This is a genomic window from Streptomyces griseus (genome assembly GCF_001715295.1).
GTDB lineage: Bacteria > Actinomycetota > Actinomycetes > Streptomycetales > Streptomycetaceae > Streptomyces > Streptomyces griseus_G.
This window is the reverse complement of record NZ_MDKB01000006.1, coordinates 123,083-145,374: the sequence shown is the minus strand read 5'-3', so window position 1 is coordinate 145,374 and position 22,292 is coordinate 123,083. Positions and strand designations below refer to the sequence as shown.

Below are 22,292 nucleotides of genomic sequence, written 5' to 3'. Positions count from 1 at the left end.
GACGCCGCCGCCCGGCGGTCCGCCGCAGGACCCCGCCTACGGCTACCCGCAGACGCTGCCGGCCCAGCCCGGGTACGGCTTCCCGCAGGGACCGCCGCCCGGACAGCCCGGCACGTACCCGCAGCAGGGGTACGGCTACCCGACCGCGCCGATGCAGCCGCAGTACGTTCCCCCGCAGGGCGGGAGCGGCGGCCGGTTCACCACCCAGATGAAGATCATCGTCGCCGCGGCCGTCGCCGTGGTGCTGATCGTCGGCGGCGGGGTCATCTACGCCACCGGCAGTGGTGACGACGGCGGCAAGGAGACCGAGGCGTCCTCGGCCGGTCCCACCGGCGGCGAGGGCGGCGAGGACGAGGGCGGCAAGGGCGGCGGCAGCGAGAAGGCGCCGGCCGACACCAAGTCGAAGGTCGGCTTCCAGCTCCCCCAGCCGGAGGTCACCGACACCACCACCGTCGACGGCTCCTGGGTCACCGACAAGGCGTACGTGAAGACCGGCGTCTACGAGATCACCGGCTACGACCTCGCCAAGGGCACCAAGCTCTGGTCGATCCCGCTCAAGGGCCAGCTCTGCGCCGCTTCCCGGCACATGAGCAAGGACTTCAGGACGGCGATCGCGTTCGAGGACGCCAAGCCGAGCGCGCAGGACAAGTACCCCTCCTGCACCCAGGTCGGAGCCCTGGACCTGGCCACCGGCAAGCTGATGTGGAGCAAGTCGGTCACCTCCGCCGCCAGTGGTGACGAGCCCGTACGGTTCGGCGAGGTCACCCTCAGCGGCACCACGGTCGCCGCCGGCGGCACCGGCGGCGGCGCCGCCTTCAACCTCGCGGACGGCGCCGAGCTGTGGAAGCCGAAGGCCGACACCAACGGCTGCTACGACATGGGGTACGGCGGCGGCGAGGCCCTCGCCGTGGTCCGCAAGTGCGGCACCTACGACGACCCGCAGCTCACGGTGCAGTCGCTGAACCCGACCACGGGCGCACCGCTGTCCTCGTACGACATGCCGGCCGGCGTCGAGTTCGCGAGCATCGTCTCCACCAAGCCGCTCGTGGTCGCCGCCGACGTCGGCGACACCGCCGGTGACGGCAGCGGCATCTCGGACTTCTTCTCGATCGACGCAGCCAACGGCAAGCTGATCGTGCGCATCTCGGCCGACGCGGAGAAGTACGGAGCGCGCTGCGGCTCCACCGAGGTCGAGACCTGCCAGTCCCTGGCCGTCGGCAACAACCGGCTGTACCTGCCGACCGAGGAGCACGAGGGCGGCGGGGAGTACGGCGACACCAACGAGATCGTCGCCTTCGACCTGACGACCGGCAAGCTCGTCGGCGGCAGGGCGGACGCGGGCGACCGCTACACGCTGAGGCCGCTGCGCATGGACGGCACCGACGTCATCGCGTACAAGGAGCCCCCGTACGACAAGGGCGGCCAGATCGTCTCCATCGACGGCTCCACGTTCGAGGAGACCGTGCTGATGGAGAACCCGGACGAGAAGGCGGTCCGGGACGCGGAGACCAGCTTCTCCGGTGACTACGCCGAGTACATCTACGAGAAGGGGCGGCTGTTCATCTCCGAGAAGATGGTCAGCAAGCCCAGCAAGAGCGGACTGGGCGACAAGCGCTACCTCGTCGTCTCCTTCACCACCGGCTGACCCGTGCGCGGGTGAACCGCGACGGTGTGCAGCGTCGGCCCTGCCGGTTGATCATTCGACCGGCAGGGCCGATCGTTTTCCGCCCGGCACGTGGACCTGAGGGAACAGAATCCGGCATTCCGAGTGGCTTCTGCCCGGTACAGGGCGCGGCACGTCGAACAAGCGTGTAACTTGCCGGGGCAGAGGGCCGGGGGGCCTGTTCCGGGGTCACACAGCGGTACGGCGCTGTACACAGGGGGGCTGTCTCGATGGGCGTGCGGCTCATGGTGGTCGACGACCACCGCCTGCTCGCCGAGGCGCTCGCCTCGGCGCTCAGACTGCGGGGTCACCGGGTGCTCGCGGCGGCCGCGCCGACCGCTGGATCGGCCGAACTCGTGGTCAGCCGGGCGCCGGAGGTCTGTCTGTTCGGTACGGCGGCCCCGGCCGAACCGGGGGCCTTCGACCCGATCGTACGGATCGGGCGGGAGCGCCCGCAGGTGGCCGTCGTGGTGCTCGGGCCGGTACCCAGCCCGCTCGGTATCGCCGCCGCCTTCGCGGCGGGGGCCGCCGGCTACGTGCGTCACGACGAGCGCATGGAGGGCGTCGAACGCGCGATGACCAGAGCGCGGGCCGGAGAGGTCGCGGTCGCCCCGCAGTTGCTGCGGGGCGCGTTCGCGGAGCTCCTCCACCCGGTCGTCCGGCCGGACGACGAGGGCGAGCGGCTGCTGGGCATGCTGACCCCGCGCGAGGTCGAGGTGCTGGTCCGGGTCGCCGAGGGGGAGGACACCCGGCGGATCGCCGCCGCAATGGCCATCGCACCCAGCACCGCCCGTACGCACGTGCAGCGCGTCCTGATGAAGCTGGGCGTCGGATCCCGCCTCGAGGCCGCGGCCCTGGCCGCCCGTACGGGCCTGCTGGACCGTGCCTCGGCCCGGCCGCCGCAGGAGCGGGACGGCCGCTGCTGAACGCGTGACCCGCCCCGCCGGCCGGTCAGCTCTCCGGCCCCGCGTCCTCGTCCGGTCGCGGCCGCGCAGGACGAGGACGGCAGAGCCGCCCCCGGGGTCCGCGTGATCCGGCCGGCCATCCCTCGCGCTCCCGGCGCATGCCCCGTTCGGCGGCCGGATGCCGCAGCGTCGCGCGGCCCGGCGCCCCGAGGGAGCCCCGCCCGGCCGCCCACCGGCGCAACCGTGCGTATGGGCCTTTCTGTTCGCTCGCGGCCCCGTGGTCGCGTGTGGCCAGGGGGGCGAAACAGCCGTACCGGTCCCCCCGCTCGCCGTACGGAGCCCGCGGGGTGGGCTCCTCATTGACTGGCGTGTTTGCTTGTGCTTTGTTATGTGCGCTTATGTTGGAGGGTGGTCACATGGAGGAGCCTGGTGAAGAAGACGGTCACAACTCTCGCCGACGGCCGTGAGCTGATCTACTACGACGCCGCGGACGACACCGTCCGCGACGCGGTCGACCGGCGGCCGCTCGACGCCGTCTCGACGTCCTCGGAGATCCGCCGCGACCCGCTGCTGGGCGACTCGGTGGCCGTCGCCTCGCACCGGCAGGGGCGGACCTACCACCCGCCGGCCGACGAATGCCCGCTCTGCCCCTCGCGGGACGGCCGGCTCAGCGAGATCCCCGACGCGCACTACGACGTCGCCGTCTTCGAGAACCGCTTCCCCTCCCTCGCCGGTGACTCGGGCCGCTGCGAGGTCGTCTGCTTCACCTCCGACCACGACGTCTCCTTCGCCGGGCTCACCGAGGAGCAGGCCGCCCTCGTCCTGGAGGCCTGGACCGACCGCACGGCCGACCTCGCCGAACACCCGCAGGTCACCCAGGTGTTCTGCTTCGAGAACCGCGGTGCGGAGATCGGCGTCACGCTGGGCCACCCGCACGGGCAGATCTACGGCTACCCCTTCGTCACCCCGCGCACCGAGCTGATGATGCGCTCGGCCGGGGCCCACCGTGAGGAGACCGGCCGCAACCTCTTCGACGACGTCGTCGCCCGCGAACTGGCCGACGGATCGCGCGTCGTCCTGGAGGGTGAGCACTGGGTGGCGTTCGTGCCGTACGCGGCGCACTGGCCCTACGAGGTCCACCTGTACCCGCGCCGCCGCGTCCCCGACCTGCGGGAACTCGACGACGCGGCGCGCACGGAGTTTCCACAGGTCTATCTGGAACTGTTGAGGCGGTTCGACCGGATCTTCGGTCCCGGGGAGCCGCCGACCCCGTACATCTCCGCCTGGCACCAGGCGCCGTTCGCGGTTCCCGGCCGGGAGGAGTTCGGGCTCCACCTGGAGCTTTTCACCATCCGGCGCACCTCGGGCAAGCTGAAGTTCCTCGCGGGCTCCGAGTCCGGCATGGGTGTGTTCATCAACGACGTGCCGCCGGAGGCCGCGGCCCGGCGACTGCGAGAGGTAGCGAGCGAGTGAGTAACCCCGGTAAGAAGTACCTGGTCACAGGTGGTGCGGGATACGTCGGGGGCGTGGTCGCCGCCCATCTGCTGGAGGCCGGTCACACCGTGACCGTGCTGGACGACCTCTCGACCGGATTCCGTGAGGGGGTCCCCGCGGGGGCCGAGTTCATCGAGGGCCGCATCCAGGACGCCGCCACGTGGCTCGACCCCTCCTACGACGGGGTCCTGCACTTCGCCGCCTCCTCCCAGGTCGGGGAGTCCGTGGCGAACCCGGAGAAGTACTGGGTGAACAACGTCGGCGGGACGACCGCCCTGCTCGCCGCGATGCGCGACGCCGGGGTGCGGACCCTGGTCTTCTCCTCCACCGCCGCCACGTACGGGGAGCCGGTCTCCACCCCCGTCACCGAGTCCGATCCCACCGCGCCCACCAACCCGTACGGGGCCACCAAGCTCGCCGTCGACCACATGATCACCGGGGAGGCCGCCGCACACGGCCTGGCCGCGGTCTCCCTGCGCTACTTCAACGTCGCCGGCGCCTACGGCAGCCACGGCGAACGCCACGACCCCGAGTCGCACCTGATCCCCCTCGTGCTCCAGGTCGCACTCGGCCGGCGCGAGTCGATCTCCGTGTACGGCGACGACTACCCGACACCGGACGGCACCTGCGTACGCGACTACATCCACGTCGCCGACCTCGCCGAGGCCCACCTGCTGGCCCTGGACGCCGCCACCGCGGGAGAGCACCTGATCTGCAACCTCGGCAACGGCAACGGCTTCTCCGTACGGGAGGTCATCGAGACCGTCCGCCAGGTCACCGGCCGCCCCGTACCCGAGATCACCGCCCCCCGCCGCGGCGGCGACCCGGCCGTACTCGTCGCCTCCGCCGCCACCGCCAGGAAGCGGCTCGGCTGGCAGCCGTCCCGCGCCGACCTGGCCGGAATCGTCGCGGACGCCTGGACGTTCGCCCGCCGAGAGGAACGCACCACCCCATGACCGAGTCCCTGAGCGACACCGCTCTGACCACCGCCTTCACCGAGCTGTACGGGAACGAACCCGAAGGGATCTGGTCAGCGCCCGGACGGGTGAACCTGATCGGTGAGTACACCGACTTCAACGACGGCTTCGTCCTGCCGCTCGCCCTCCCGCACAGCGCCCGCGCGGCCGTCGCCCGCCGCACCGACGGCGTACTGCGCCTGCACTCCACCGACGTGCCGGGCGGGGTCGTGTCCCTGCGCGTCGAGGAGCTGGCACCGCACCAGGGCCACGGCTGGGCGGCCTACCCGGCCGGTGTCGTCTGGGCGCTGCGCGAGGCGGGCCACCCCGTCACCGGCGCGGACGTCGTACTCACCTCCACCGTCCCCGTGGGCGCGGGACTCTCCTCGTCCGCCGCCCTGGAGGTCGTCACCGCACTCGCCCTGAACGACCTCTTCCGGCTGGGCCTGAGCGCCCCGGAGCTCGCGGTCCTCGGCCAGCGCGCCGAGAACGCGTTCGTCGGTGTGCCGTGCGGAGTCATGGACCAGATGGCATCGGCCTGCTGCACGCAGGGGCACGCCCTCCACCTCGACACCCGCGACCTCACCCAGCGCCAGGTCCCCTTCGACCTGGCCGCACACGGGCTGCGGCTCCTGGTCGTCGACACCCGCGTCAAACACGCCCTGGGTGACGGCGCCTACGCCGAGCGCCGGGCCGGCTGCGAGGCGGGGGCCCGCGCCCTGGGCATAGGAACCCTGCGCGAGCTTCCGTACGAGGGGCTGGAGGCCGCGCTCGGCATCCTGGCGGCGGCGGGCGAGGACGAGTCCGTCGTCCGCTACGTCCGCCACGTCGTGAGCGAAAACCACCGGGTGGAGCAGGTCATCGCGCTGCTCGACGCGGGTGAGGTACGGGCGGCCGGCCCGGTGCTCACCGAGGGACACGTCTCCCTCCGCGACGATCTGCGGGTCTCCTGCCCCGAACTCGACCTCGTGGTCCGCGCGGCGAACGCGGCGGGGGCGCTCGGCGCGCGGATGACGGGCGGCGGCTTCGGCGGCTCGGCCGTCGTGCTCGTGGAGGAGGCCGCCGCGGACACGGTCGCCGCGTCCGTGGCGGAGGCCTTCACCTCGGCCGGCTACGCCACCCCCGGAATCTTCCCCGCGGTTCCCTCGGCGGGGGCCCGGCGGATCGCTCCAACCGCTTGACGAGGATGTACTCGGCGACGCCGGGCGGGTAGTCGGCGACCTCGCCGACCACCTCGTACCCCTGCTTCCGGTAGAAGGCGGGGGCCTGGAAGTCCCAGGTCTCCAGCCGGGAGCGGGTACAGGCCCGGTCGTCGCGGGCGAGGCGCTCCGCCTCGCCCAGCAGGCGCGAACCCAGCCCGCCGCCGCGGTGGCGGGGATCCACCCAGAGCAGGTCCACGTGGAGCCAGTACGCCCAGGTCCGCCCGGCCAGCCCGCCGGCGAGCGCCCCCTCCTCGTCCAGGAGCCAGACCTCCAGCGGGAGTTCCCGCTCGGCCACGGTGGTGTGCAGGGCGCGCAGCTGCGGTGATCCGTCCCAGTTGTCCTCGTGCAGCCGACGACCCAGCAGGACACGACGTTCCTTGTCCACTTCTGTCTCAAGACGGAACATGAATCACACCCTCAACACCGTCAACTGTCAGTTCCGTGAATCGGCTTCCGCGGTCCCCTACCCGCCGTACGCTGATGCACAGCACCGGTGGGGGCCGGTGCTGTTTCAGGGGACGAGACAGTCGGACACGGCGCCGGGACGGGCGGCGGTCGGCACACGGCGGCGGTCGTGGACGGCGGTGGCCCAGCGGGCGCCGTGTCCGCAGCGGTCCGTCCCCGGCGGGGCAGGCCGTACGGGGCGCCCCGGGAGCTCACGCAGCATGGGGGTGTCTGTGGCTCGTATCCGGGTTCTGGTGGTCGACGACCACCGCATCTTTGCCGAATCCCTCGCGGCGGCCCTCGCCGCGGAACCGGACGTCGACGTGTCGGCGGCCGGCAGCGGTCCCGCCGCGCTGCGCTGTCTGGAGCGCGCGGGCACCGAGGGGCGCCCCTACGACGTGATGCTGGTCGACGCCGAGCTGGGCGTCGTGCCCGCGGGTGGCGCTCCCCTGGTGCCCGCGCCGCGGGCGCCGGACGGACAGGGCCCGGAGGACGGGATCTCGCTGGTCGCCGAGGCGCGTGCGGGCCGGCCGTCGATGCGTACCGTGGTGCTCGCCGAGAGGGACGACCCGCACCGGGCCGCGCTGGCGCTGCAGGCGGGCGCGTCGGGGTGGGTCGCCAAGGACTGCTCGCTTCAGCGGCTGCTGACGGTCGTCCGGGGTGTGCTGCGCGACGAGACCCATCTGCCGGCCGCCCTGCTCACCGGTGTCCTGCGGGAGCTGACCGCCGCGCGCAGGCACCGCACGGAGAGCGAGCAGCTCGTGGAGTCGCTGACGCCGCGCGAGCTGGAGGTGCTGCGCTGCATGGTGGCGGGCCTGGGCCGCAAGGCGGTCGCCGAGCGGCTGTTCCTCTCCCCGCACACGGTGCGTACGCACATGCAGAACGTGCTGGGGAAGCTGGGTGTGCATTCGACGCTGGCCGCGGTGGCGCTGGCCCGGCGGGCGGGTGTGGGGCCGGCCGCCCTAACCGGGGATGTTGTCGAACGGGGCAGTCAACTGGCGTAGCAGTCCGGCCAGTTCGGCGCGCTGCCGGGAGGAGAGCTCGCCGAGGATGGTGCGCTCCTGGGCGAGCAGCCCGGCCAGCGACTGGTCGGCCTTGTCGCGGCCCAGGTCCGTCAGCCGTACGAGGACGCCGCGGCGGTCGCTCGGGTCGGGCAGCCGCTCGACGAGGTGCTTCTTGGTGAGCCGGTCGATGCGGTTCGTCATCGTGCCCGAGGTGACGAGCGTCTGGGTGAGGAGCTGGCCGGGGGAGAGCTGGTAGGGTGCGCCGGCGCGGCGCAGTGACGTCAGGACGTCGAACTCCCACGGCTCCAGACTGTGCTCGGCGAAGGCGATCCTGCGGGCCCGGTCGAGGTGGCGGGCCAGGCGGGAGACGCGGCTCAGGACCTCGAGTGGTTCCACGTCGAGGTCGGGGCGCTCGCGGCGCCATGCAGCGACCAGTCGGTCGACCTCGTCCTCCATGTCGATCAGTGTAGAGGGTCCCTCGACATGAAGTCTCTTGAATTCAAGTGTCTTGACATCAAGATAACCTGCCGGTGATCCTGGGAACATGAGCGCACCGACCTGGGACCCGCAGCAGTACCTGCGCCACGCGGACCACCGCACCCGGCCCTTCCACGACCTCCTGGCCCGGATCGGGCCGCTCCCCCACGATCCCGCCCCCCGGATCGCCGACCTGGGCTGCGGCGCCGGCAACGTCACGGCCCTCCTCGCCGAGCGGTGGCCGGAGGCCCGCGTCACCGGGTACGACACCTCCCCCCGGATGCTGGAGCGGGCCCGCGCCCACGCGGCACCCCGCCTCGACTTCACCGAGGCCGACGCCGCCACCTGGATCCCGGACGAACCCTACGACCTCATCCTCTCCAACGCCCTGCTCCAGTGGATCCCCGGCCACGCCGACCGCTTCCCCGTCTGGCTGGACGCCCTCACCCCCGGCGGCGTCCTCGCCTTCCAGGTCCCCGGCAACTTCGGCGCCCCCAGCCACACCCTCATGCGCCAACTGGCCGAGTCCCCGGCCTGGCACGACCGGCTCGGCAGCCTGCTGCGCCACGACGACGCGGTCCTCACCCCCGCGGAGTACCTGCGCCACCTCACCGCCCCCGGCCGCACGGCCGACGTCTGGGAGACCACCTACCTGCACCTGCTCCAGGGCGAGGACGCCGTCCTGGACTGGGTGAAGGGAACCGGCCTGCGCCCCGTCCTCACCGCCCTCGCCGACGACCCGGACGCCCGCGACTCCTTCGTCACCGCCTACCGCGACCTGCTGCGCACCGCCTACCCGGCGGGCCCGCACGGCACGGTCTTCCCGTTCCGCCGCATCTTCGCCGTGGTCCGCACGGCGCAGTGACCGGCCGGAGCCGGCCTGGCGTCACAGCCGGTCGAGTGCGTCCGACGAGATGTCGATGTCGACGGGGAACGGGACGCCGGCCTTCAGCCGGTCGTGATGGATGCCCGTCAGTGCGTACGTCCTGGTCACGGGGTCCAGCTCGTAGACCCGCACGACCGGGTGGTGGTCGCTGCCCACCATCTCGACCAGCCAGAAGTTGGGAATGCCGGCTGCCGCGTACTTCTGCGGCTTGGTGTCCCGGTCCCGGGCCTCTGAGTCGGGGGAGACGACCTCGACGGCGAGGAGGACGTCGGCGGCCCGGAACCGGGTCAGCTCGCGTCCTGTGACGGCCTCGGCCCGGACCACCGAGATGTCCGGCTCGGGGCCGTTGCGCCGGTCGAGGACCACGGTCATCTCGCGGCGTGCCTTCAGCCCCGGCGGCGCGCTGTGACGGAGTCCGCTCATCAGCAGGTCGATCATCGTGCTGTGGAAATCTCGCTGCGGACTCACGAATACCAGGCTCCCGTCGAGCAATTCCGTGTGCGGCGGGAGATCGGGCAGGGTGAACAGGTCGTCCACCGTGTATCCGTCCTGCGGCGGCACCGGCCAGCGGCTGCTGTGCCCGGCGATCGGCTCGGCGGTCATGATTCCTCCCATGGGCGGGATTCTGGTCCTGCACGACCACAGTAAGGGCAGCTTCGATCTCGCGTCATCACAACGAGTGACAAGACGCCGGGGGTGATGAGCGGGATCAGCTCTTCCGGTGCCCGATCAGCCGCGGCTTCGCCTCCAGGTTCTCCAGGCCGTGCCAGCAGAGGTTCACCAGGTGCGCCGCGACCTCCGCCTTCTTGGGCTTGCGGACGTCCAGCCACCACTGACCGGTCAGTGCCACCATGCCGACCAGCGCCTGCGCGTACAGCGGCGCCAGCTTCGGGTCGAAGCCGCGGGCCTTGAACTCCAGGCCGAGGATGTCCTCGACCTGGGTCGCGATGTCGCTGATCAGCGAGGCGAACGTGCCCGTGGACTGTGCGACCGGCGAGTCCCGGACCAGGATCCGGAACCCGTCCGTGTACGTCTCGATGTAGTCGAGGAGCGCGAACGCCGCCTGCTCCAGGAGCTCACGCGGATGGCCCGCCGTGAGGGCGCCGGTCACCAGGTCCAGGAGCTGGCGCATCTCGCGGTCGACGACCACCGCGTACAGCCCCTCCTTGCCGCCGAAGTGCTCGTACACCACCGGCTTGGACACGCCGGCGCGCGCCGCGATCTCCTCGACCGAGGTGCCCTCGAACCCCTTGTCGGCGAACAGGGCGCGGCCGATGTCCAGCAGTTGCTCGCGGCGCTCCTTGCCCGTCATCCGGACCCGCCTGGTCCGGCGCGCAGGGGCAGTTCTGCTCTTCTCGCCGCTGGTGCTTCCGTCGGTCGCCACGTCGTCAATCATGCAGGGTCGGCCGTCGTGGCCGTGCGCCGGGCGGCGATACGCGAGGCCTCGGGCCAGCGCACGTCGTGCGCCCAGCCCAGCTTCTCGAACCAGCGGATCAGCCGGGCGCTCGAATCGAGCTGCCCCTTCAGCACTCCGTGCCGTGCGCTGGTCGGGTCGGCGTGGTGCAGGTTGTGCCAGGACTCGCCGCACGAGAGGACCGCCAGCCACCAGACGTTCCCCGACCGGTCGCGGGACTTGAAGGGCCGCTTGCCGACGGCGTGGCAGATCGAGTTGATCGACCACGTCACGTGGTGCAGCAGGGCCACCCGGACCAGCGAACCCCAGAAGAACGCGGTGAACGCCCCCCACCACGACATGGTCACCAGGCCGCCGACCAGCGGCGGAATGGCCAGCGAGGCGATGGTGAAGGAGAGGAAGTGGCGCGAGATGGCCCGCATCGCCGGGTCCCGGACCAGGTCCGGGGCGTACTTCTGCTGCGGTGTCTGCTCCTCGTTGAACATCCAGCCGATGTGCGCCCACCACAAGCCCTTCAGCAGGGCCGGCAGGTTCTCGCCGAACCGCCACGGCGAGTGCGGATCGCCCTCCGCGTCGGAGAACCGGTGGTGCTTGCGGTGATCGGCCACCCAGCGCACCAGCGGCCCCTCGACCGCCATCGACCCCGCGACGGCCAGGGCGATGCGCAGCGGCCGGGCGGCTTTGAAGGAGCCGTGCGTGAAGTAGCGGTGGAACCCGATCGTCACGCCGTGACAGCCCCAGTAGTACATGACGACCAGCAGCCCCAGGTCGAGCCAGCTGACCCCGCGCCCCCACGCCAGCGGCACCGCCGCGACCAGGGCCGCGAAGGGCACCACGATGAACAGCAGCAGCGCGATCTGCTCGATGGAGCGCTTCTTGTCGCCGCCGAGTGTGGCGGAGGGGGAGGCGGGTACGGTCCCGGCGGCCGCCGTCGGCAGGCCGTCTTCGATCACATCGGGGCGGGTAGGCATCGGCAGTCCCCCGTGGGGTGAGGAAATATTACGAAATGACCGGGCTACGCTTCCGTAACCTACGGCAACGTAAGTATGGCAGCGAAGTGGCCCACAACACGAGAGCGCCGCCACGCGAACCCCGAGCGGCACCGGCCCGCCACCGATACCCCCCGGGGCAGCGAGCACGCCGAAGCCCCGGACACCTATCCTGGACGGGTCGGACAGCGCGGTCCGCACTCTGCTTTCCCGGGTGACGTCAGAACCGCGACGACCCCGGACCCCCTGTGACAGAAGTGCTCAACCACTGCAAGGAGCCGCACACTGTGAGCAGTGCCGACCAGACCCCCGCCGCCAGCACCGAACTGCGCGCGGACATCCGCCGCCTCGGCGACCTGCTGGGTGAGACCCTCGTACGCCAGGAAGGGCAGGAACTCCTCGACCTCGTCGAGCGCGTCCGCGCCCTGACCCGCACCGACGGCGAAGCCGCCGCCGAGCTCCTCGGCGACACGGACCTGGAGACCGCCGCACAACTCGTCCGCGCCTTCTCCACCTACTTCCACCTCGCCAACGTCACCGAGCAGGTCCACCGCGCCCACGAGATGCGCGACCGCCGGGCCGCCGAAGGCGGCCTCCTCGCCCGCACCGCCGACCGCCTCAAGGACGCCGACCCCGACCACCTGCGCGAGACCGTCAAGAACCTCAACGTACGGCCCGTCTTCACCGCCCACCCCACCGAAGCCGCCCGCCGCTCCGTACTCAACAAGCTCCGCCGCATCGCCGCACTCCTCGAAACCCCCGTCATCGAGGCCGACCGCCGCCGCCAGGACCTGCGACTCGCCGAGAACATCGACCTCATCTGGCAGACGGACGAACTCCGCGTCGTACGCCCCGAACCCGCCGACGAGGCCCGCAACGCCATCTACTACCTCGACGAACTCCACGCCGACGCCGTCGGCGACGTCCTCGAGGACCTCGCCGCCGAACTCGAGCGCGTCGGCGTCGAACTCCCCGCAGGCACCCGCCCCCTCACCTTCGGCACCTGGATCGGCGGCGACCGCGACGGCAACCCCAACGTGACCCCCGCCGTCACCTGGGACGTCCTCATCCTCCAGCACGAGCACGGCATCACCGACGCCCTCGAACTCATCGACCACCTGCGCGGACTGCTCTCCAACTCCATCCGCTACACCGGAGCCACCGACGAGCTCCTCACCTCCCTCCAGACCGACCTCGAACGCCTCCCCGAGATCAGCCCCCGCTACAAGCGGCTCAACGCCGAGGAGCCCTACCGGCTCAAGGCCACCTGCATCCGCCAGAAGCTCGTGAACACCCGCGAGCGCCTCGCCTCCGGCACCCCCCACCGCCCCGGCTGCGACTACCTCGGCACCGCGGAACTCATCGCCGACCTCGTCCTCATCCAGACCTCCCTCCGCGAACACCGCGGCGGACTCTTCGCGGACGGCCGCATGGACCGCACCATCCGCACCCTCGCCGCCTTCGGCCTCCAGCTCGCCACCATGGACGTACGCGAACACGCCGACGCCCACCACCACGCCCTCGGCCAGCTCTTCGACCGGCTCGGCGAGGAATCCTGGCGCTACGCCGACATGCCCCGCGACTACCGGCAGAAGCTCCTCGCCAAGGAACTCCGCTCCCGCCGCCCCCTCGCCCCCACCCCGGCCCCGCTCGACGCCGCCGGAGAGAAGACCCTCGGCGTCTTCCACACCATCAAGCAGGCCTTCGAACGCTTCGGCCCCGAGGTCATCGAGTCCTACATCATCTCCATGTGCCAGGGCGCCGACGACGTCTTCGCCGCCGCCGTCCTCGCCCGGGAAGCCGGACTCATCGACCTCCACGGAGGCTGGGCCAAGATCGGCATCGTCCCCCTCCTGGAGACCACCGACGAGCTCAAGGCCGCCGACGTCATCCTCGACGCCATGCTCGCCGACCCCTCCTACCGGCGCCTCGTATCACTCCGCGGCGACGTCCAGGAGGTCATGCTCGGCTACTCCGACTCCTCCAAGTTCGGCGGCATCACCACCTCCCAGTGGGAGATCCACCGCGCCCAGCGCCGGCTCCGCGACGTCGCCCACCGCTACGGCGTACGCCTGCGCCTCTTCCACGGCCGCGGCGGCACCGTCGGCCGCGGCGGCGGCCCCTCCCACGACGCGATCCTCGCCCAGCCCTGGGGCACCCTCGAAGGCGAGATCAAGGTCACCGAACAGGGCGAGGTCATCTCCGACAAGTACCTCATCCCCGCCCTCGCCCGCGAGAACCTCGAACTCACCGTCGCGGCCACCCTCCAGGCCTCCGCCCTGCACACCGCACCCCGCCAGTCCCACGAAGCCCTGGCCCGCTGGGACGCCGCCATGGACACCGTCTCCGACGCCGCCCACCACGCCTACCGCAAGCTCGTCGAAGACCCCGACCTGCCCGCGTACTTCCTCGCCTCCACCCCCGTCGACCAGCTCGCCGACCTGCACCTCGGCTCCCGGCCCTCCCGCCGCCCCGGCTCCGGCGTCTCCCTCGACGGCCTGCGCGCCATCCCCTGGGTCTTCGGCTGGACCCAGTCCCGCCAGATCGTCCCCGGCTGGTTCGGCGTCGGCTCCGGCCTCAAGGCACTGCGCGAAGCCGGCCTCGACACCGTCCTGGAAGAAATGCACGAACAGTGGCACTTCTTCCGCAACTTCATCTCCAACGTCGAGATGACCCTCGCCAAGACCGACCTGCGCATCGCCCGGCACTACGTCGACACCCTCGTCCCCGACGAGCTCAAGCACGTCTTCGACGTCATCCAGGCCGAACACGACCTCACCGTGCAGGAAGTCCTCAAGGTCACCGGCGGCACGGAACTCCTCGACACCAGCCCCGTACTCCAGCAGACCTTCGCCATCCGCGACGCCTACCTGGACCCGATCTCCTACCTCCAGGTGTCCCTCCTCGCCCGCCAGCGCCAGGCGGCCGAACGCGGCGAAGAACCCGACCCCCTCCTCGCCCGCGCCCTCCTGCTCACCGTCAACGGAGTCGCGGCGGGCCTCCGCAACACCGGCTGACCCACCCCGGGCACCCGCGGCGCACCGGCGCGCACGCGAGCGGGTGCGGTCCAGTCACAGGGCGAAGAACGTCGCCCCCAGCAGGACCGCACCCGCCAACCCCGCACCCCACGCCGTACGCGTCATCCGCAGCCCGCCACCGATCAGGAACGCCGCCAGCACCAGAGCCCCGCCGAACGGCACCCACGCGTGCAGAAGCCCCGCCGTCCCCGTCCGCACCACCTCGCCGGTCCCCGGCTTCACCACCACGGGGAACCGATCACCCGTGCGCACCGCGACGGACCGCGCGATCGTCACCCCGGCCCGCTCCCGCGACTCCGCGTCCGGCGCGAACGACCCCGAACACACGTCCTCACCACAACCCGTCACAGCCATCGTGCCGTGCTCACGACCCGCCGCCAGCACGACGTGATGCGCCGTGTCCCACGACGTCCAGGCGCCCGCGACCAGCAACAGGACCACCACACAGCCCGCGACGAACGAACGGCCGTGGGCCAACAGCCGGTGGGAGGAACTCCGCTTCATGGGCGCCGATCCTCGGGTAGAGCCGCACCCCCGGTCAACCCACCGCCGGAAAACGCCCAGGAACCAGCAGGAAAGTCAGGAGTTGTAGGTCGACTGGGCCCGCTCCAGCCCCTCCGCCAGCAACGACTCCACCGCATCGGCCGCCCGGTCCACCAGATACGCCAACTCCTTGCGCTCCGAGCCCGAGAAGTCCTTCAACACGAAGTCCGCGACCTGCATCCGCCCCGGCGGCCGGCCGATACCGAACCGCACCCGGTGATAATCCGGACCCATCGCCTTCGTCATCGACTTCAACCCGTTGTGCCCGTTGTCACCGCCACCCAGCTTCAGCCGCAACGACCCGAAATCGATGTCCAACTCGTCGTGCACAGCCACGACATGGTCCAAGGGCACCTTGTAGAAATCCCGCAACGCGGTCACCGGCCCCCCGGACAGGTTCATGAACGACATCGGCTTCGCCAGCACCACACGCCGACTCGCCGGCCCCGGCGGACCCATCCGGCCCTCCACGACCTGCGCCTGCGCCTTCTGCGCACGCTTGAACCTCCCACCCACCCGCTCCGCCAGCAGATCGGCGACCATGAACCCCACGTTGTGCCGGTTCGCCGCGTACTCGGGGCCGGGGTTCCCGAGGCCCACGATCAGCCAGGGGTCGGTGGCGTCGGACATCTCTGCTCGGTCTCCTCGCGGTACGGACATCAGATGCGGATACTGCGGATACAGGAAGTACACAGGGCACACGCACGCGCCCCCGCCTACGGCGAACCGGACACGCACCCGCGCCCCCGTACGGCAAACGGGGCGGCAGGCCCCCGAAGGGAACCGCCACCCCGTCAGTGAAGCAGGTGGGGCGAGGCTCAGGCCTCCGCGCCCTCGCCCTCGGCACCCTCGCCGGCCGGCTCCTCGACCTGCGCCGAGACGACCTGGAGCACAACGGCGTCCTCGTCACCGGCCAGCACCGAACCCGACGGCAGCGGAATGTCCTTCGCCAGGATCGAGTCACCGGCGTCCAGGCCCGCGACGGAGACCGTCACGGACTCGGGGATGTGGGTCGCCTCGGCCTCGACCAGCAGCGTGTTCTGGACGTACTCGAGCAGGTTGCCACCGGGAGCCAGGTCACCCTCCACGTGCACCGCGACCTCGACCTCGACCTTCTCGCCGCGCGTCACGGTCAGCAGGTCGACGTGCTCGATGTTGCCCTTGATCGCGTTGCGCTGAACGGCCTTCGGAATGACCAGCGCGTTCTTGCCGTCGATCTCCAGACCGATCAGCACGTTGGCCGTACGGAGCGCCAGAAGCAGCTCGTGACCCGGCAGCGTGATGTGGACCGGCTCCGCACCGTGACCGTAGACGACCGCGGGAACCAGGTTGGCACGACGGGTACGGCGGGCAGCGCCCTTGCCGAACTCGGTACGGATCTCTGCGGCGAGCTTGATCTCGGCCATGATGCACTCCTCGTAAGGTGAAAAGACGACTGACGGTCACCCGGCCCACGACAGGCCTGCTACGAAGAGCGCGTCGATAACGGACCACCGCACCCACAGGTACGGCCTCCCTCGCCGAGCAACTCACTGAGTCTACCCGCCGGGGAGGCCGCACCCAAAGTCGATCACCCGCAGGCGACCGCCACCGCGCTACGCGCCGTCGCCCTGCTCCTCGAAGAGACTCGTCACCGAGCCGTCCTCGAAGACCTCACGCACCGCGCGCGCGATCGTCGGCGCGATCGACAGCACCGTGATCTTGTCGATCTCCAGCTCACCCGGCGTCGGCAGGGTGTCCGTGAAGACGAACTCGCTCACCTTGGAGTTCTTCAGACGGTCCGCGGCGGGCCCGGACAGCACCCCGTGCGTCGCGGTCACGATGACATCCGCCGCACCGTGCGCGAACAGGGCGTCGGCGGCGGCGCAGATCGTGCCACCGGTGTCGATCATGTCGTCCACCAGGACGCACACCCGGCCCTCGACGTTACCGACGACCTCGTGGACGCTGACCTGATTCGGCACGTCCTTGTCGCGGCGCTTGTGGACGATCGCCAGCGGCGCGTCCAGACGGTCGCACCAACGGTCGGCCACCCGCACCCGGCCCGCGTCCGGCGACACGACCGTCAGCTTCGAGCGATCGACCTTGGCCCCCACGTAATCGGCCAGTATCGGCAGCGCGAACAGGTGGTCCACCGGGCCGTCGAAGAAGCCCTGGATCTGGTCCGTGTGCAGGTCGACGGTGAGAATGCGGTCCGCACCAGCCGTCTTCATCAGATCCGCGATCAGCCGCGCCGAGATCGGCTCCCGGCCACGGTGCTTCTTGTCCTGGCGGGCGTAGCCGTAGAACGGCACGATCACCGTGATCGACCGGGCGGACGCACGCTTCAGCGCGTCCAGCATGATGAGCTGCTCCATGATCCACTTGTTGATCGGAGCCGTGTGGCTCTGGATCAGGAAGCAGTCGGCACCACGGGCGGACTCCTGGAACCGCACGTAGATCTCACCGTTGGCGAAATCGAAGGCCTTCGTCGGCACGAGGCCGACACCCAGCTGATGTGCGACCTCCTCGGCCAGCTCGGGGTGGGCGCGGCCGGAGAAGAGCATCAGTTTCTTCTCGCCGGTCGTCTTGATCCCGGTCACAGCACAGTCTCCTCAGACGTGTATCTGGCCCCACGCGCAGGAGTCCCGATCTGCGACGAGCCAGCCGAAATGGGTGAGCATCTATCACGGTACGCCGCTTGGGGCGCGCCTGTTTCCGGTCAGCTTTCGCCGCCGGCCTCCTCGACGGCCGCCTGAGCCGCCTGAGCAGCCGCGCTGCCGGGACGCTTCCGCGCCACCCAGCCCTCGATATTCCGCTGCTGGCCCCGCGCCACGGCCAGTGAGCCGGCCGGCACGTCCTTGGTGATCACCGACCCGGCAGCCGTGTACACGCCGTCCCCGACCGTGACAGGCGCCACAAACATATTGTCGGAGCCCGTCCGGCAGTGCGACCCGATCGTCGTGTGGTGCTTGGCCACCCCGTCGTAGTTGACGAAGACGCTCGCCGCACCGATGTTCGTGTGGTCGCCGATCGTCGCGTCGCCGACGTAACTCAGATGCGGAACCTTGGTGCCCTCCCCGATCGTGGCGTTCTTCATCTCCACGTACGTCCCCGCCTTCGACCCCGCGCCAAGCCGCGTCCCCGGCCGCAGATAGGCGAACGGGCCGACCGTCGCCCCGGGCCCCACCTCGGCCCCGTCCGCGACCGTGTTGTCCACCCGGGCACCCGCCCGCACCACCGTGTCTCTCAGCCGCGCGTTCGGCCCGACCTCGGCGTCCTCCGCCAGGTGCGTCGCGCCCAGCAACTGCGTCCCCGGGTGCACGACCGCGTCACGCTCGTACGTCACCGTCACGTCGATCAGCGTGGAGGCCGGATCCACCACCGTCACACCCGCCAGCATCGCGCGCTCCAGCAGACGCTCGTTGAGCAGCCGCCGCGCCTCGGCCAGCTGGAGCCGGTTGTTGATGCCGAGGATCTCCCGGTGGTCACCGGCGACCGAGGCACCCACCCGGTGACCCGCCTCCCGCAGGATCGACAGCACGTCCGTGAGGTACTCCTCGCCCTGACTGTTGTCGGTGCGCACCTTGCCGAGCGCATCGCTCAGCAGGCGCCCGTCGAAGGCGAACACCCCGGAATTGATCTCCCGGATCCCGCGCTGCGCGACGGTCGCGTCCTTGTGCTCGACGATCTGGGTGACCGCCCCGGTGGCCGCGTCCCGGACGATCCGGCCGTAGCCGGTGGCGTCCGGAACCTCGGCGGTCAGCACGGTGACGGCGTTGGAGTCCGCGGTGTGGGTGGCGGCGAGCGCGGCGAGGGTCTCGCCGGAGAGCAGCGGGGTGTCCCCGCAGACGACGACGACGGTGCCCTCGACGACGCCGCCGAGCTCCTCCAGCCCCATGCGTACGGCGTGCCCGGTGCCGTTCTGCTCGGCCTGGTAGGCGGTGCGCACGGGCACGTCCCCACCGGAGAGGTGGGCGGTGACCTGCTCGCTCGCGTGACCGACCACCACGACGAGGTGCTGGGGGTCCAGCTCGCGGGCGGCGGCGACGACATGTCCGACGAGCGAGCGCCCGGAGATCTCGTGGAGGACCTTGGGGGTCTTCGACTTCATGCGGGTGCCCTCACCCGCTGCGAGGACGACGACGGCGGCCGGGGAGGGGACGCTCACGGATATGCCCTTCGGCTTCGGGTGATGGACATCCGCAGGATACCGGGGGCGTTTACGGCCGAAACGCGTGCGGGCCCCGACCGGTGAGGTCGGGGCCCGGATGCATGGGCTCCGCCGGCTGGATTCGAACCAGCGTCTCAAGGCTCCAAAGGCCTGCGGGATGCCGCTACCCCACGGCGGACCAACGCGTCAGACCCTACCTGAGCCGGAGTTGGGCCTCATCCACGATGCCGTGCCACCAACCCTCGATTCGACGATACAACTCGGCGCCCTGGGACACGCGGATGATGAGACATCCCCGGTAGCCGTCCCCCACGTTCTTCCGTACAGTCTTCGGGCTGTGCTTCTTCAGTGTCGTCCTCTGGAAGGCCGAGGGGTCCACGCCGACCAGGTCCGCCCAGTAGCGCTCGGCGGCTCGGACATCTGCGGTCTCATGAATCATCAGCCGGTAGCGCAGGCGGTCCGGATCGACTCCGACGAGCGCCAGCCACGCGAGGTAGACCTCGATCACCCCTGGATCACTGTTGATGAAAGTGACCGTTTCGCGCCGGTCATACGATTTGTCTTTGGAGCCCTCCGCCCAGTAGAGGGTCGCGCCGAGGAGGAGGAGGTCCCGGTCTGTCATGGCGCCGACATCCTTCTGGGCGGCTGCCTTCGTCCGCTGTCGTTCCGCATCACGCACCGCAAGCTCATGGTCCCAGCGAAGTCGGCCTGCGATGCGTGCCTGCTCCACCGCCGACCGGCTGCGCTCGGGCTTCGGCAGATCCCTCACCCACAGTGAGATCGAACTCTTCGAGCACCCCAGCTCCACCTGGATCTGGTCGTAGGTCATCCCCTGGAGCCGGAGCTCCCGGGCCTTCGCGCGCAGGTCGTCCTTGGCGTTCGGGCGCTTCGTCCACTCCGGAGCGGGCTCGCCCTGGAGGAGCCGGTTCAGGATGTCGTTGTTGTCGACGAAGAGCCGGTCGCGGATCTGTCGTCGGCTCAACCCCTCCCGTCGGAGCGTGAGCGCCTTCTCGCGGAGACCCTCGAAATCCGCGTACTTGCCTGTGGCATGCGTCATGCGAACACGATGACCCGCAATGCGGACGGCTGTGGGGGAACCTCACCCCGTTCACCGGATCGTGGGATCTCGCGCTTCTGCGCGGATGCCGTCGTCTTCCGTGCTGCCGGACTCTCCGGAAAACGGGATGCGCCCGCCCGTAGGCTGGATGCCATGACCGCAACGGGGGCAGACCGGGAGGCGGCGGGATCGACCACCCGCGGCTACTGGTGGTGGGAGCGGCGGCGCAGTGTCGCCCTGGACGTGGGACTGGCGCTCTTCTCGGCGCTGGAGTGCGCGCTGGAGGGGGTGGAGTTCGCCGGGGACACCGGGCTGCCGGTGCCGCTCGGGGTGCTCTTCGGGCTGGTGGCCGGATCGGTGCTGCTGCTGCGCAGGCGCTGGCCGATCGCCGTGGTGCTGGTCTCGATAGCGACGACGCCCGCCGAGATGGGCTTCCTGATGGCGCTCGTCGGCCTGTACACACTCGCCGCGTCCGACGTGCCGCGCAGGATCACCGTCGCGCTGGCGGGGATGACGCTCGTCGGGACGTTCCTCGTCAGTTACGTCCGGCTGCGGCAGAGCCTCGACGCCCATGCCGACTTCGGGCCGGGTGTCTGGTACGTCCCGGTCGTGTCCCTCCTCATGTCGCTGGGGCTGACGGCGCCGTCCGTGCTCCTGGGCCTGTACATCGGCGCCAGGCGCAGGCTCATGGAGAGCCTGCGGGAGCGGGCGGACTCGCTGGAGCGGGAGCTGTCGCTGCTCGCCGACCGGGCCGAGGAGCGGGCCGAGTGGGCGCGCACGGAGGAGCGGACCCGGATCGCCCGGGAGATGCACGACGTGGTCGCGCACCGGGTCAGCCTGATGGTGGTGCACGCGGCGGCGCTTCAGGCGGTGGCGCCGAAGGATCCGGCCAAGGCGGTGCGTAATGCCGCCCTGGTGGGTGACATGGGGCGGCAGGCGCTGACGGAGCTGCGGGAGATGCTCGGGGTGCTGCGGAGCGGGGACGCGGCGGTGGTGCCGGGGGCGGGGCGGGTGCCGCTGGCTTCGGTGGGGCGGGTGGCGGCTGCGGCGGTGGTGGCGTCGGAGGACGGTCCCCGCCTGTGTGAGGTGGAGGCGTTGGTGGCGCAGTCCCGTGAGGCCGGGATGACGGTGGAGTTGTCCGTGGTCGGCGAGTTGCGCCCGTACGCGCCCGAGGTGGAGCAGACGGCGTACCGGGTGGTGCAGGAGGCGTTGACCAACGTGCACAAGCATGCGGCGGGTGCCAGGACGTGGGTGCGGCTGGCGCACCGGGGTGCGGAGGTCGCGATGCAGGTGGAGAACGGGCCGACGGACGGGGTCACGGCGGATGCGGGTCTGCCGAGCGGGGGGAACGGGCTGGTGGGGATGCGGGAGCGGGTTCTGGGGCTCGGGGGTGTGTTCGTGTCGGGGCCCACGGAGGCGGGTGGTTTCCGGGTGTCGGCGGTGCTGCCGGATGCTGGGGTGGCGGCGTGAGGGGGGTGGCCGGCGTCGGGTGAGCGGCCCGGTGGTGCTGGGGGTGTGCGGGGGTGGGGTGGGGGCGTTGTTCAGGCGGAGGTGAGGCGCTCCGGTTGTACTCCGGTGAGGAGTGTCTCCAGGGCGCGGTCGATGTCGGATCCGAGGTACCAGTCGCCGGTGTGGTCGATGGAGTAGACGCGTCCTTGGATGTCGATGGCGAGGACGGCCTGTCCGTTTCCTTCTTTGCCGAGTGGTGCCACTTCGGTCTCGAGTGCGCGTCCGAGGTCGCGGAGTGTGCGTGCGAGGTGGAGGCCGTTCAGGGGGTCGATGTGTACGGCGGCCGGGGCGATCTGCCGGCCCGGGGTGGAGGCGGTGATGTGCAGGCCGCCGAATTCGGCCCAGGCTTCGACGGCTGCGGGGAAGACGGCGTGCTGGTGGCCGGCGGGTGAGGTGTGGCCGCGTAGGGCGTCGGCCCATTCCTCGGCCTGGCGGATGTCCCAGCGTCCTGGTTGCCAGCCGGCTTCGCGCAGGGCGGCGTCGAGGGGTGCGGGGAACCGGGGGGCGGTGTGGTCCTGCTGGGCGGGTACGGCGGCTCGGTCGTGCATGGCGTGGTGC

General features: G+C 70.9%; 20 protein-coding genes, 1 tRNA gene and 1 pseudogene. 9 read left to right on the top strand and 13 right to left on the bottom strand.

Annotated features, from left to right (window positions below; all coding sequences use genetic code 11):
- The 5 genes from BA175_RS28345 to galK form a co-directional block, all read left to right on the top strand.
- A partial coding sequence (locus BA175_RS28345) for an outer membrane protein assembly factor BamB family protein (RefSeq protein WP_254668014.1) occupies window positions 1–1,645 on the top strand: 1,645 nt, incomplete at its 5' end.
- Window positions 1,646–1,893: 248 nt separating this feature from the next.
- Complete coding sequence (locus BA175_RS28340; protein WP_069174426.1) at window positions 1,894–2,589, top strand: helix-turn-helix transcriptional regulator; 696 nt, start codon at window positions 1,894–1,896, stop codon at window positions 2,587–2,589.
- Between the two features lie 408 nt (window positions 2,590–2,997).
- On the top strand, window positions 2,998–4,041 hold the full coding sequence (gene galT / locus BA175_RS28335; protein WP_069174425.1) for a galactose-1-phosphate uridylyltransferase: 1,044 nt from the start codon (window positions 2,998–3,000) through the stop codon (window positions 4,039–4,041).
- Entirely contained in the window at window positions 4,038–5,018 is a 981-nt protein-coding gene (gene galE, locus BA175_RS28330) for a UDP-glucose 4-epimerase GalE (RefSeq protein ID WP_069174424.1), read from the top strand. Before galT ends, galE begins: the two co-directional genes overlap by 4 nt.
- Window positions 5,015–6,199, top strand: a complete 1,185-nt coding sequence (galK, locus tag BA175_RS28325; RefSeq protein WP_069174423.1) for a galactokinase — start codon at window positions 5,015–5,017, stop codon at window positions 6,197–6,199. The genes galE and galK overlap by 4 nt, the downstream gene beginning before the upstream one ends.
- On the opposite strand, the pseudogene BA175_RS28320 reads toward galK, so the two are convergent.
- Window positions 6,189–6,626 (bottom strand): annotated as a pseudogene (locus BA175_RS28320) (GNAT family N-acetyltransferase); the annotation flags it as partial. The gene galK and the pseudogene BA175_RS28320 sit on opposite strands and share 11 nt — an antisense overlap.
- Before the next feature lie 259 nt (window positions 6,627–6,885).
- Between BA175_RS28320 and BA175_RS28315 the strand changes: the two are divergent.
- Complete coding sequence (locus BA175_RS28315; protein WP_079159856.1) at window positions 6,886–7,668, top strand: response regulator transcription factor; 783 nt, start codon at window positions 6,886–6,888, stop codon at window positions 7,666–7,668.
- Here BA175_RS28315 and BA175_RS28310 read toward each other — a convergent pair.
- Window positions 7,627–8,124: a MarR family winged helix-turn-helix transcriptional regulator gene (locus tag BA175_RS28310; RefSeq protein WP_069174420.1), complete on the bottom strand. Its 498-nt coding sequence runs from the start codon at window positions 8,122–8,124 to the stop codon at window positions 7,627–7,629. The genes BA175_RS28315 and BA175_RS28310 overlap by 42 nt on opposite strands.
- An 88-nt stretch (window positions 8,125–8,212) precedes the next feature.
- Between BA175_RS28310 and BA175_RS28305 the strand changes: the two genes are divergently transcribed.
- Complete coding sequence (locus BA175_RS28305) at window positions 8,213–9,010, top strand: trans-aconitate 2-methyltransferase (protein ID WP_069174419.1); 798 nt, start codon at window positions 8,213–8,215, stop codon at window positions 9,008–9,010.
- 21 nt (window positions 9,011–9,031) lie between these two features.
- On the opposite strand, the gene BA175_RS28300 is transcribed toward BA175_RS28305, so the two are convergent.
- The 3 genes from BA175_RS28300 to BA175_RS28290 all read right to left on the bottom strand — a co-directional run bounded on the left by BA175_RS28300 (window position 9,032) and on the right by BA175_RS28290 (window position 11,416).
- Entirely contained in the window at window positions 9,032–9,634 is a 603-nt protein-coding gene (locus BA175_RS28300; RefSeq protein WP_069174418.1) for a Uma2 family endonuclease, read from the bottom strand.
- A gap of 106 nt (window positions 9,635–9,740) precedes the next feature.
- On the bottom strand, window positions 9,741–10,427 hold the full coding sequence (locus tag BA175_RS28295) for a TetR/AcrR family transcriptional regulator (protein WP_079159855.1): 687 nt from the start codon (window positions 10,425–10,427) through the stop codon (window positions 9,741–9,743).
- Window positions 10,424–11,416, bottom strand: coding sequence for an acyl-CoA desaturase (locus tag BA175_RS28290; RefSeq protein WP_069174416.1), 993 nt, complete (start codon window positions 11,414–11,416; stop codon window positions 10,424–10,426). The genes BA175_RS28295 and BA175_RS28290 overlap by 4 nt, the downstream gene beginning before the upstream one ends.
- Window positions 11,417–11,721: 305 nt before the next feature.
- Here BA175_RS28290 and ppc point away from each other — a divergent pair, with 305 nt between their 5' ends.
- Window positions 11,722–14,451, top strand: coding sequence for a phosphoenolpyruvate carboxylase (gene ppc, locus BA175_RS28285; protein WP_069174415.1), 2,730 nt, complete (start codon window positions 11,722–11,724; stop codon window positions 14,449–14,451).
- A 54-nt stretch (window positions 14,452–14,505) separates the two neighbouring features.
- Here ppc and BA175_RS28280 read toward each other — a convergent pair whose 3' ends face one another.
- The 7 genes from BA175_RS28280 to BA175_RS28250 all read right to left on the bottom strand — a co-directional run bounded on the left by BA175_RS28280 (window position 14,506) and on the right by BA175_RS28250 (window position 20,225).
- Window positions 14,506–14,976 (bottom strand): hypothetical protein, encoded by a 471-nt coding sequence (locus BA175_RS28280; protein ID WP_069174414.1) that lies wholly within the window; start codon window positions 14,974–14,976, stop codon window positions 14,506–14,508.
- Between the two features lie 75 nt (window positions 14,977–15,051).
- Complete coding sequence (pth, locus tag BA175_RS28275; RefSeq protein ID WP_069174413.1) at window positions 15,052–15,645, bottom strand: aminoacyl-tRNA hydrolase; 594 nt, start codon at window positions 15,643–15,645, stop codon at window positions 15,052–15,054.
- 188 nt (window positions 15,646–15,833) lie between these two features.
- The gene (locus tag BA175_RS28270; RefSeq protein WP_069174412.1) at window positions 15,834–16,421 is read right to left on the bottom strand and encodes a 50S ribosomal protein L25/general stress protein Ctc; all 588 of its coding nucleotides are present in this window, start codon (window positions 16,419–16,421) and stop codon (window positions 15,834–15,836) included.
- 189 nt (window positions 16,422–16,610) lie between these two features.
- A complete protein-coding gene (locus tag BA175_RS28265) occupies window positions 16,611–17,597 on the bottom strand; it encodes a ribose-phosphate diphosphokinase (protein WP_069174411.1) in 987 nt (328 codons plus the stop codon).
- A gap of 119 nt (window positions 17,598–17,716) precedes the next feature.
- Complete coding sequence (gene glmU / locus BA175_RS28260) at window positions 17,717–19,165, bottom strand: bifunctional UDP-N-acetylglucosamine diphosphorylase/glucosamine-1-phosphate N-acetyltransferase GlmU (protein ID WP_079159854.1); 1,449 nt, start codon at window positions 19,163–19,165, stop codon at window positions 17,717–17,719.
- A 109-nt stretch (window positions 19,166–19,274) separates the two neighbouring features.
- Window positions 19,275–19,346 (bottom strand) — tRNA-Gln (locus BA175_RS28255).
- Window positions 19,347–19,361: 15 nt separating this feature from the next.
- Window positions 19,362–20,225: a hypothetical protein gene (locus BA175_RS28250; protein ID WP_069174410.1), complete on the bottom strand. Its 864-nt coding sequence runs from the start codon at window positions 20,223–20,225 to the stop codon at window positions 19,362–19,364.
- 153 nt (window positions 20,226–20,378) lie between these two features.
- Between BA175_RS28250 and BA175_RS28245 the strand changes: the two genes are divergently transcribed.
- Window positions 20,379–21,695: a sensor histidine kinase gene (locus BA175_RS28245; RefSeq protein ID WP_069174409.1), complete on the top strand. Its 1,317-nt coding sequence runs from the start codon at window positions 20,379–20,381 to the stop codon at window positions 21,693–21,695.
- A 71-nt stretch (window positions 21,696–21,766) separates the two neighbouring features.
- On the opposite strand, the gene BA175_RS28240 is transcribed toward BA175_RS28245, so the two are convergent.
- The gene (locus tag BA175_RS28240; RefSeq protein WP_069174408.1) at window positions 21,767–22,282 is read right to left on the bottom strand and encodes an SUKH-3 domain-containing protein; all 516 of its coding nucleotides are present in this window, start codon (window positions 22,280–22,282) and stop codon (window positions 21,767–21,769) included.
- Window positions 22,283–22,292: the final 10 nt, after the last annotated feature.

Bases quoted from the DNA above. Each gene is read 5' to 3' on its own strand.
- BA175_RS28290 (WP_069174416.1), bottom strand. From the start codon at position 11,416: ATGCCTACCCGCCCCGATGTGATCGAAGACGGCCTGCCGACGGCGGCC.
- BA175_RS28300 (WP_069174418.1), bottom strand. From the start codon at position 9,634: ATGACCGCCGAGCCGATCGCCGGGCACAGCAGCCGCTGGCCGGTGCCG.
- BA175_RS28270 (WP_069174412.1), bottom strand. From the start codon at position 16,421: ATGGCCGAGATCAAGCTCGCCGCAGAGATCCGTACCGAGTTCGGCAAG.
- BA175_RS28280 (WP_069174414.1), bottom strand. From the start codon at position 14,976: ATGAAGCGGAGTTCCTCCCACCGGCTGTTGGCCCACGGCCGTTCGTTC.
- BA175_RS28315 (WP_079159856.1), top strand. From the start codon at position 6,886: ATGGGGGTGTCTGTGGCTCGTATCCGGGTTCTGGTGGTCGACGACCAC.
- BA175_RS28310 (WP_069174420.1), bottom strand. From the start codon at position 8,124: ATGGAGGACGAGGTCGACCGACTGGTCGCTGCATGGCGCCGCGAGCGC.
- BA175_RS28240 (WP_069174408.1), bottom strand. From the start codon at position 22,282: ATGCACGACCGAGCCGCCGTACCCGCCCAGCAGGACCACACCGCCCCC.
- BA175_RS28305 (WP_069174419.1), top strand. From the start codon at position 8,213: ATGAGCGCACCGACCTGGGACCCGCAGCAGTACCTGCGCCACGCGGAC.
- BA175_RS28340 (WP_069174426.1), top strand. From the start codon at position 1,894: ATGGGCGTGCGGCTCATGGTGGTCGACGACCACCGCCTGCTCGCCGAG.
- galK (WP_069174423.1), top strand. From the start codon at position 5,015: ATGACCGAGTCCCTGAGCGACACCGCTCTGACCACCGCCTTCACCGAG.
- BA175_RS28295 (WP_079159855.1), bottom strand. From the start codon at position 10,427: ATGATTGACGACGTGGCGACCGACGGAAGCACCAGCGGCGAGAAGAGC.
- pth (WP_069174413.1), bottom strand. From the start codon at position 15,645: ATGTCCGACGCCACCGACCCCTGGCTGATCGTGGGCCTCGGGAACCCC.
- BA175_RS28250 (WP_069174410.1), bottom strand. From the start codon at position 20,225: ATGACGCATGCCACAGGCAAGTACGCGGATTTCGAGGGTCTCCGCGAG.
- BA175_RS28245 (WP_069174409.1), top strand. From the start codon at position 20,379: ATGACCGCAACGGGGGCAGACCGGGAGGCGGCGGGATCGACCACCCGC.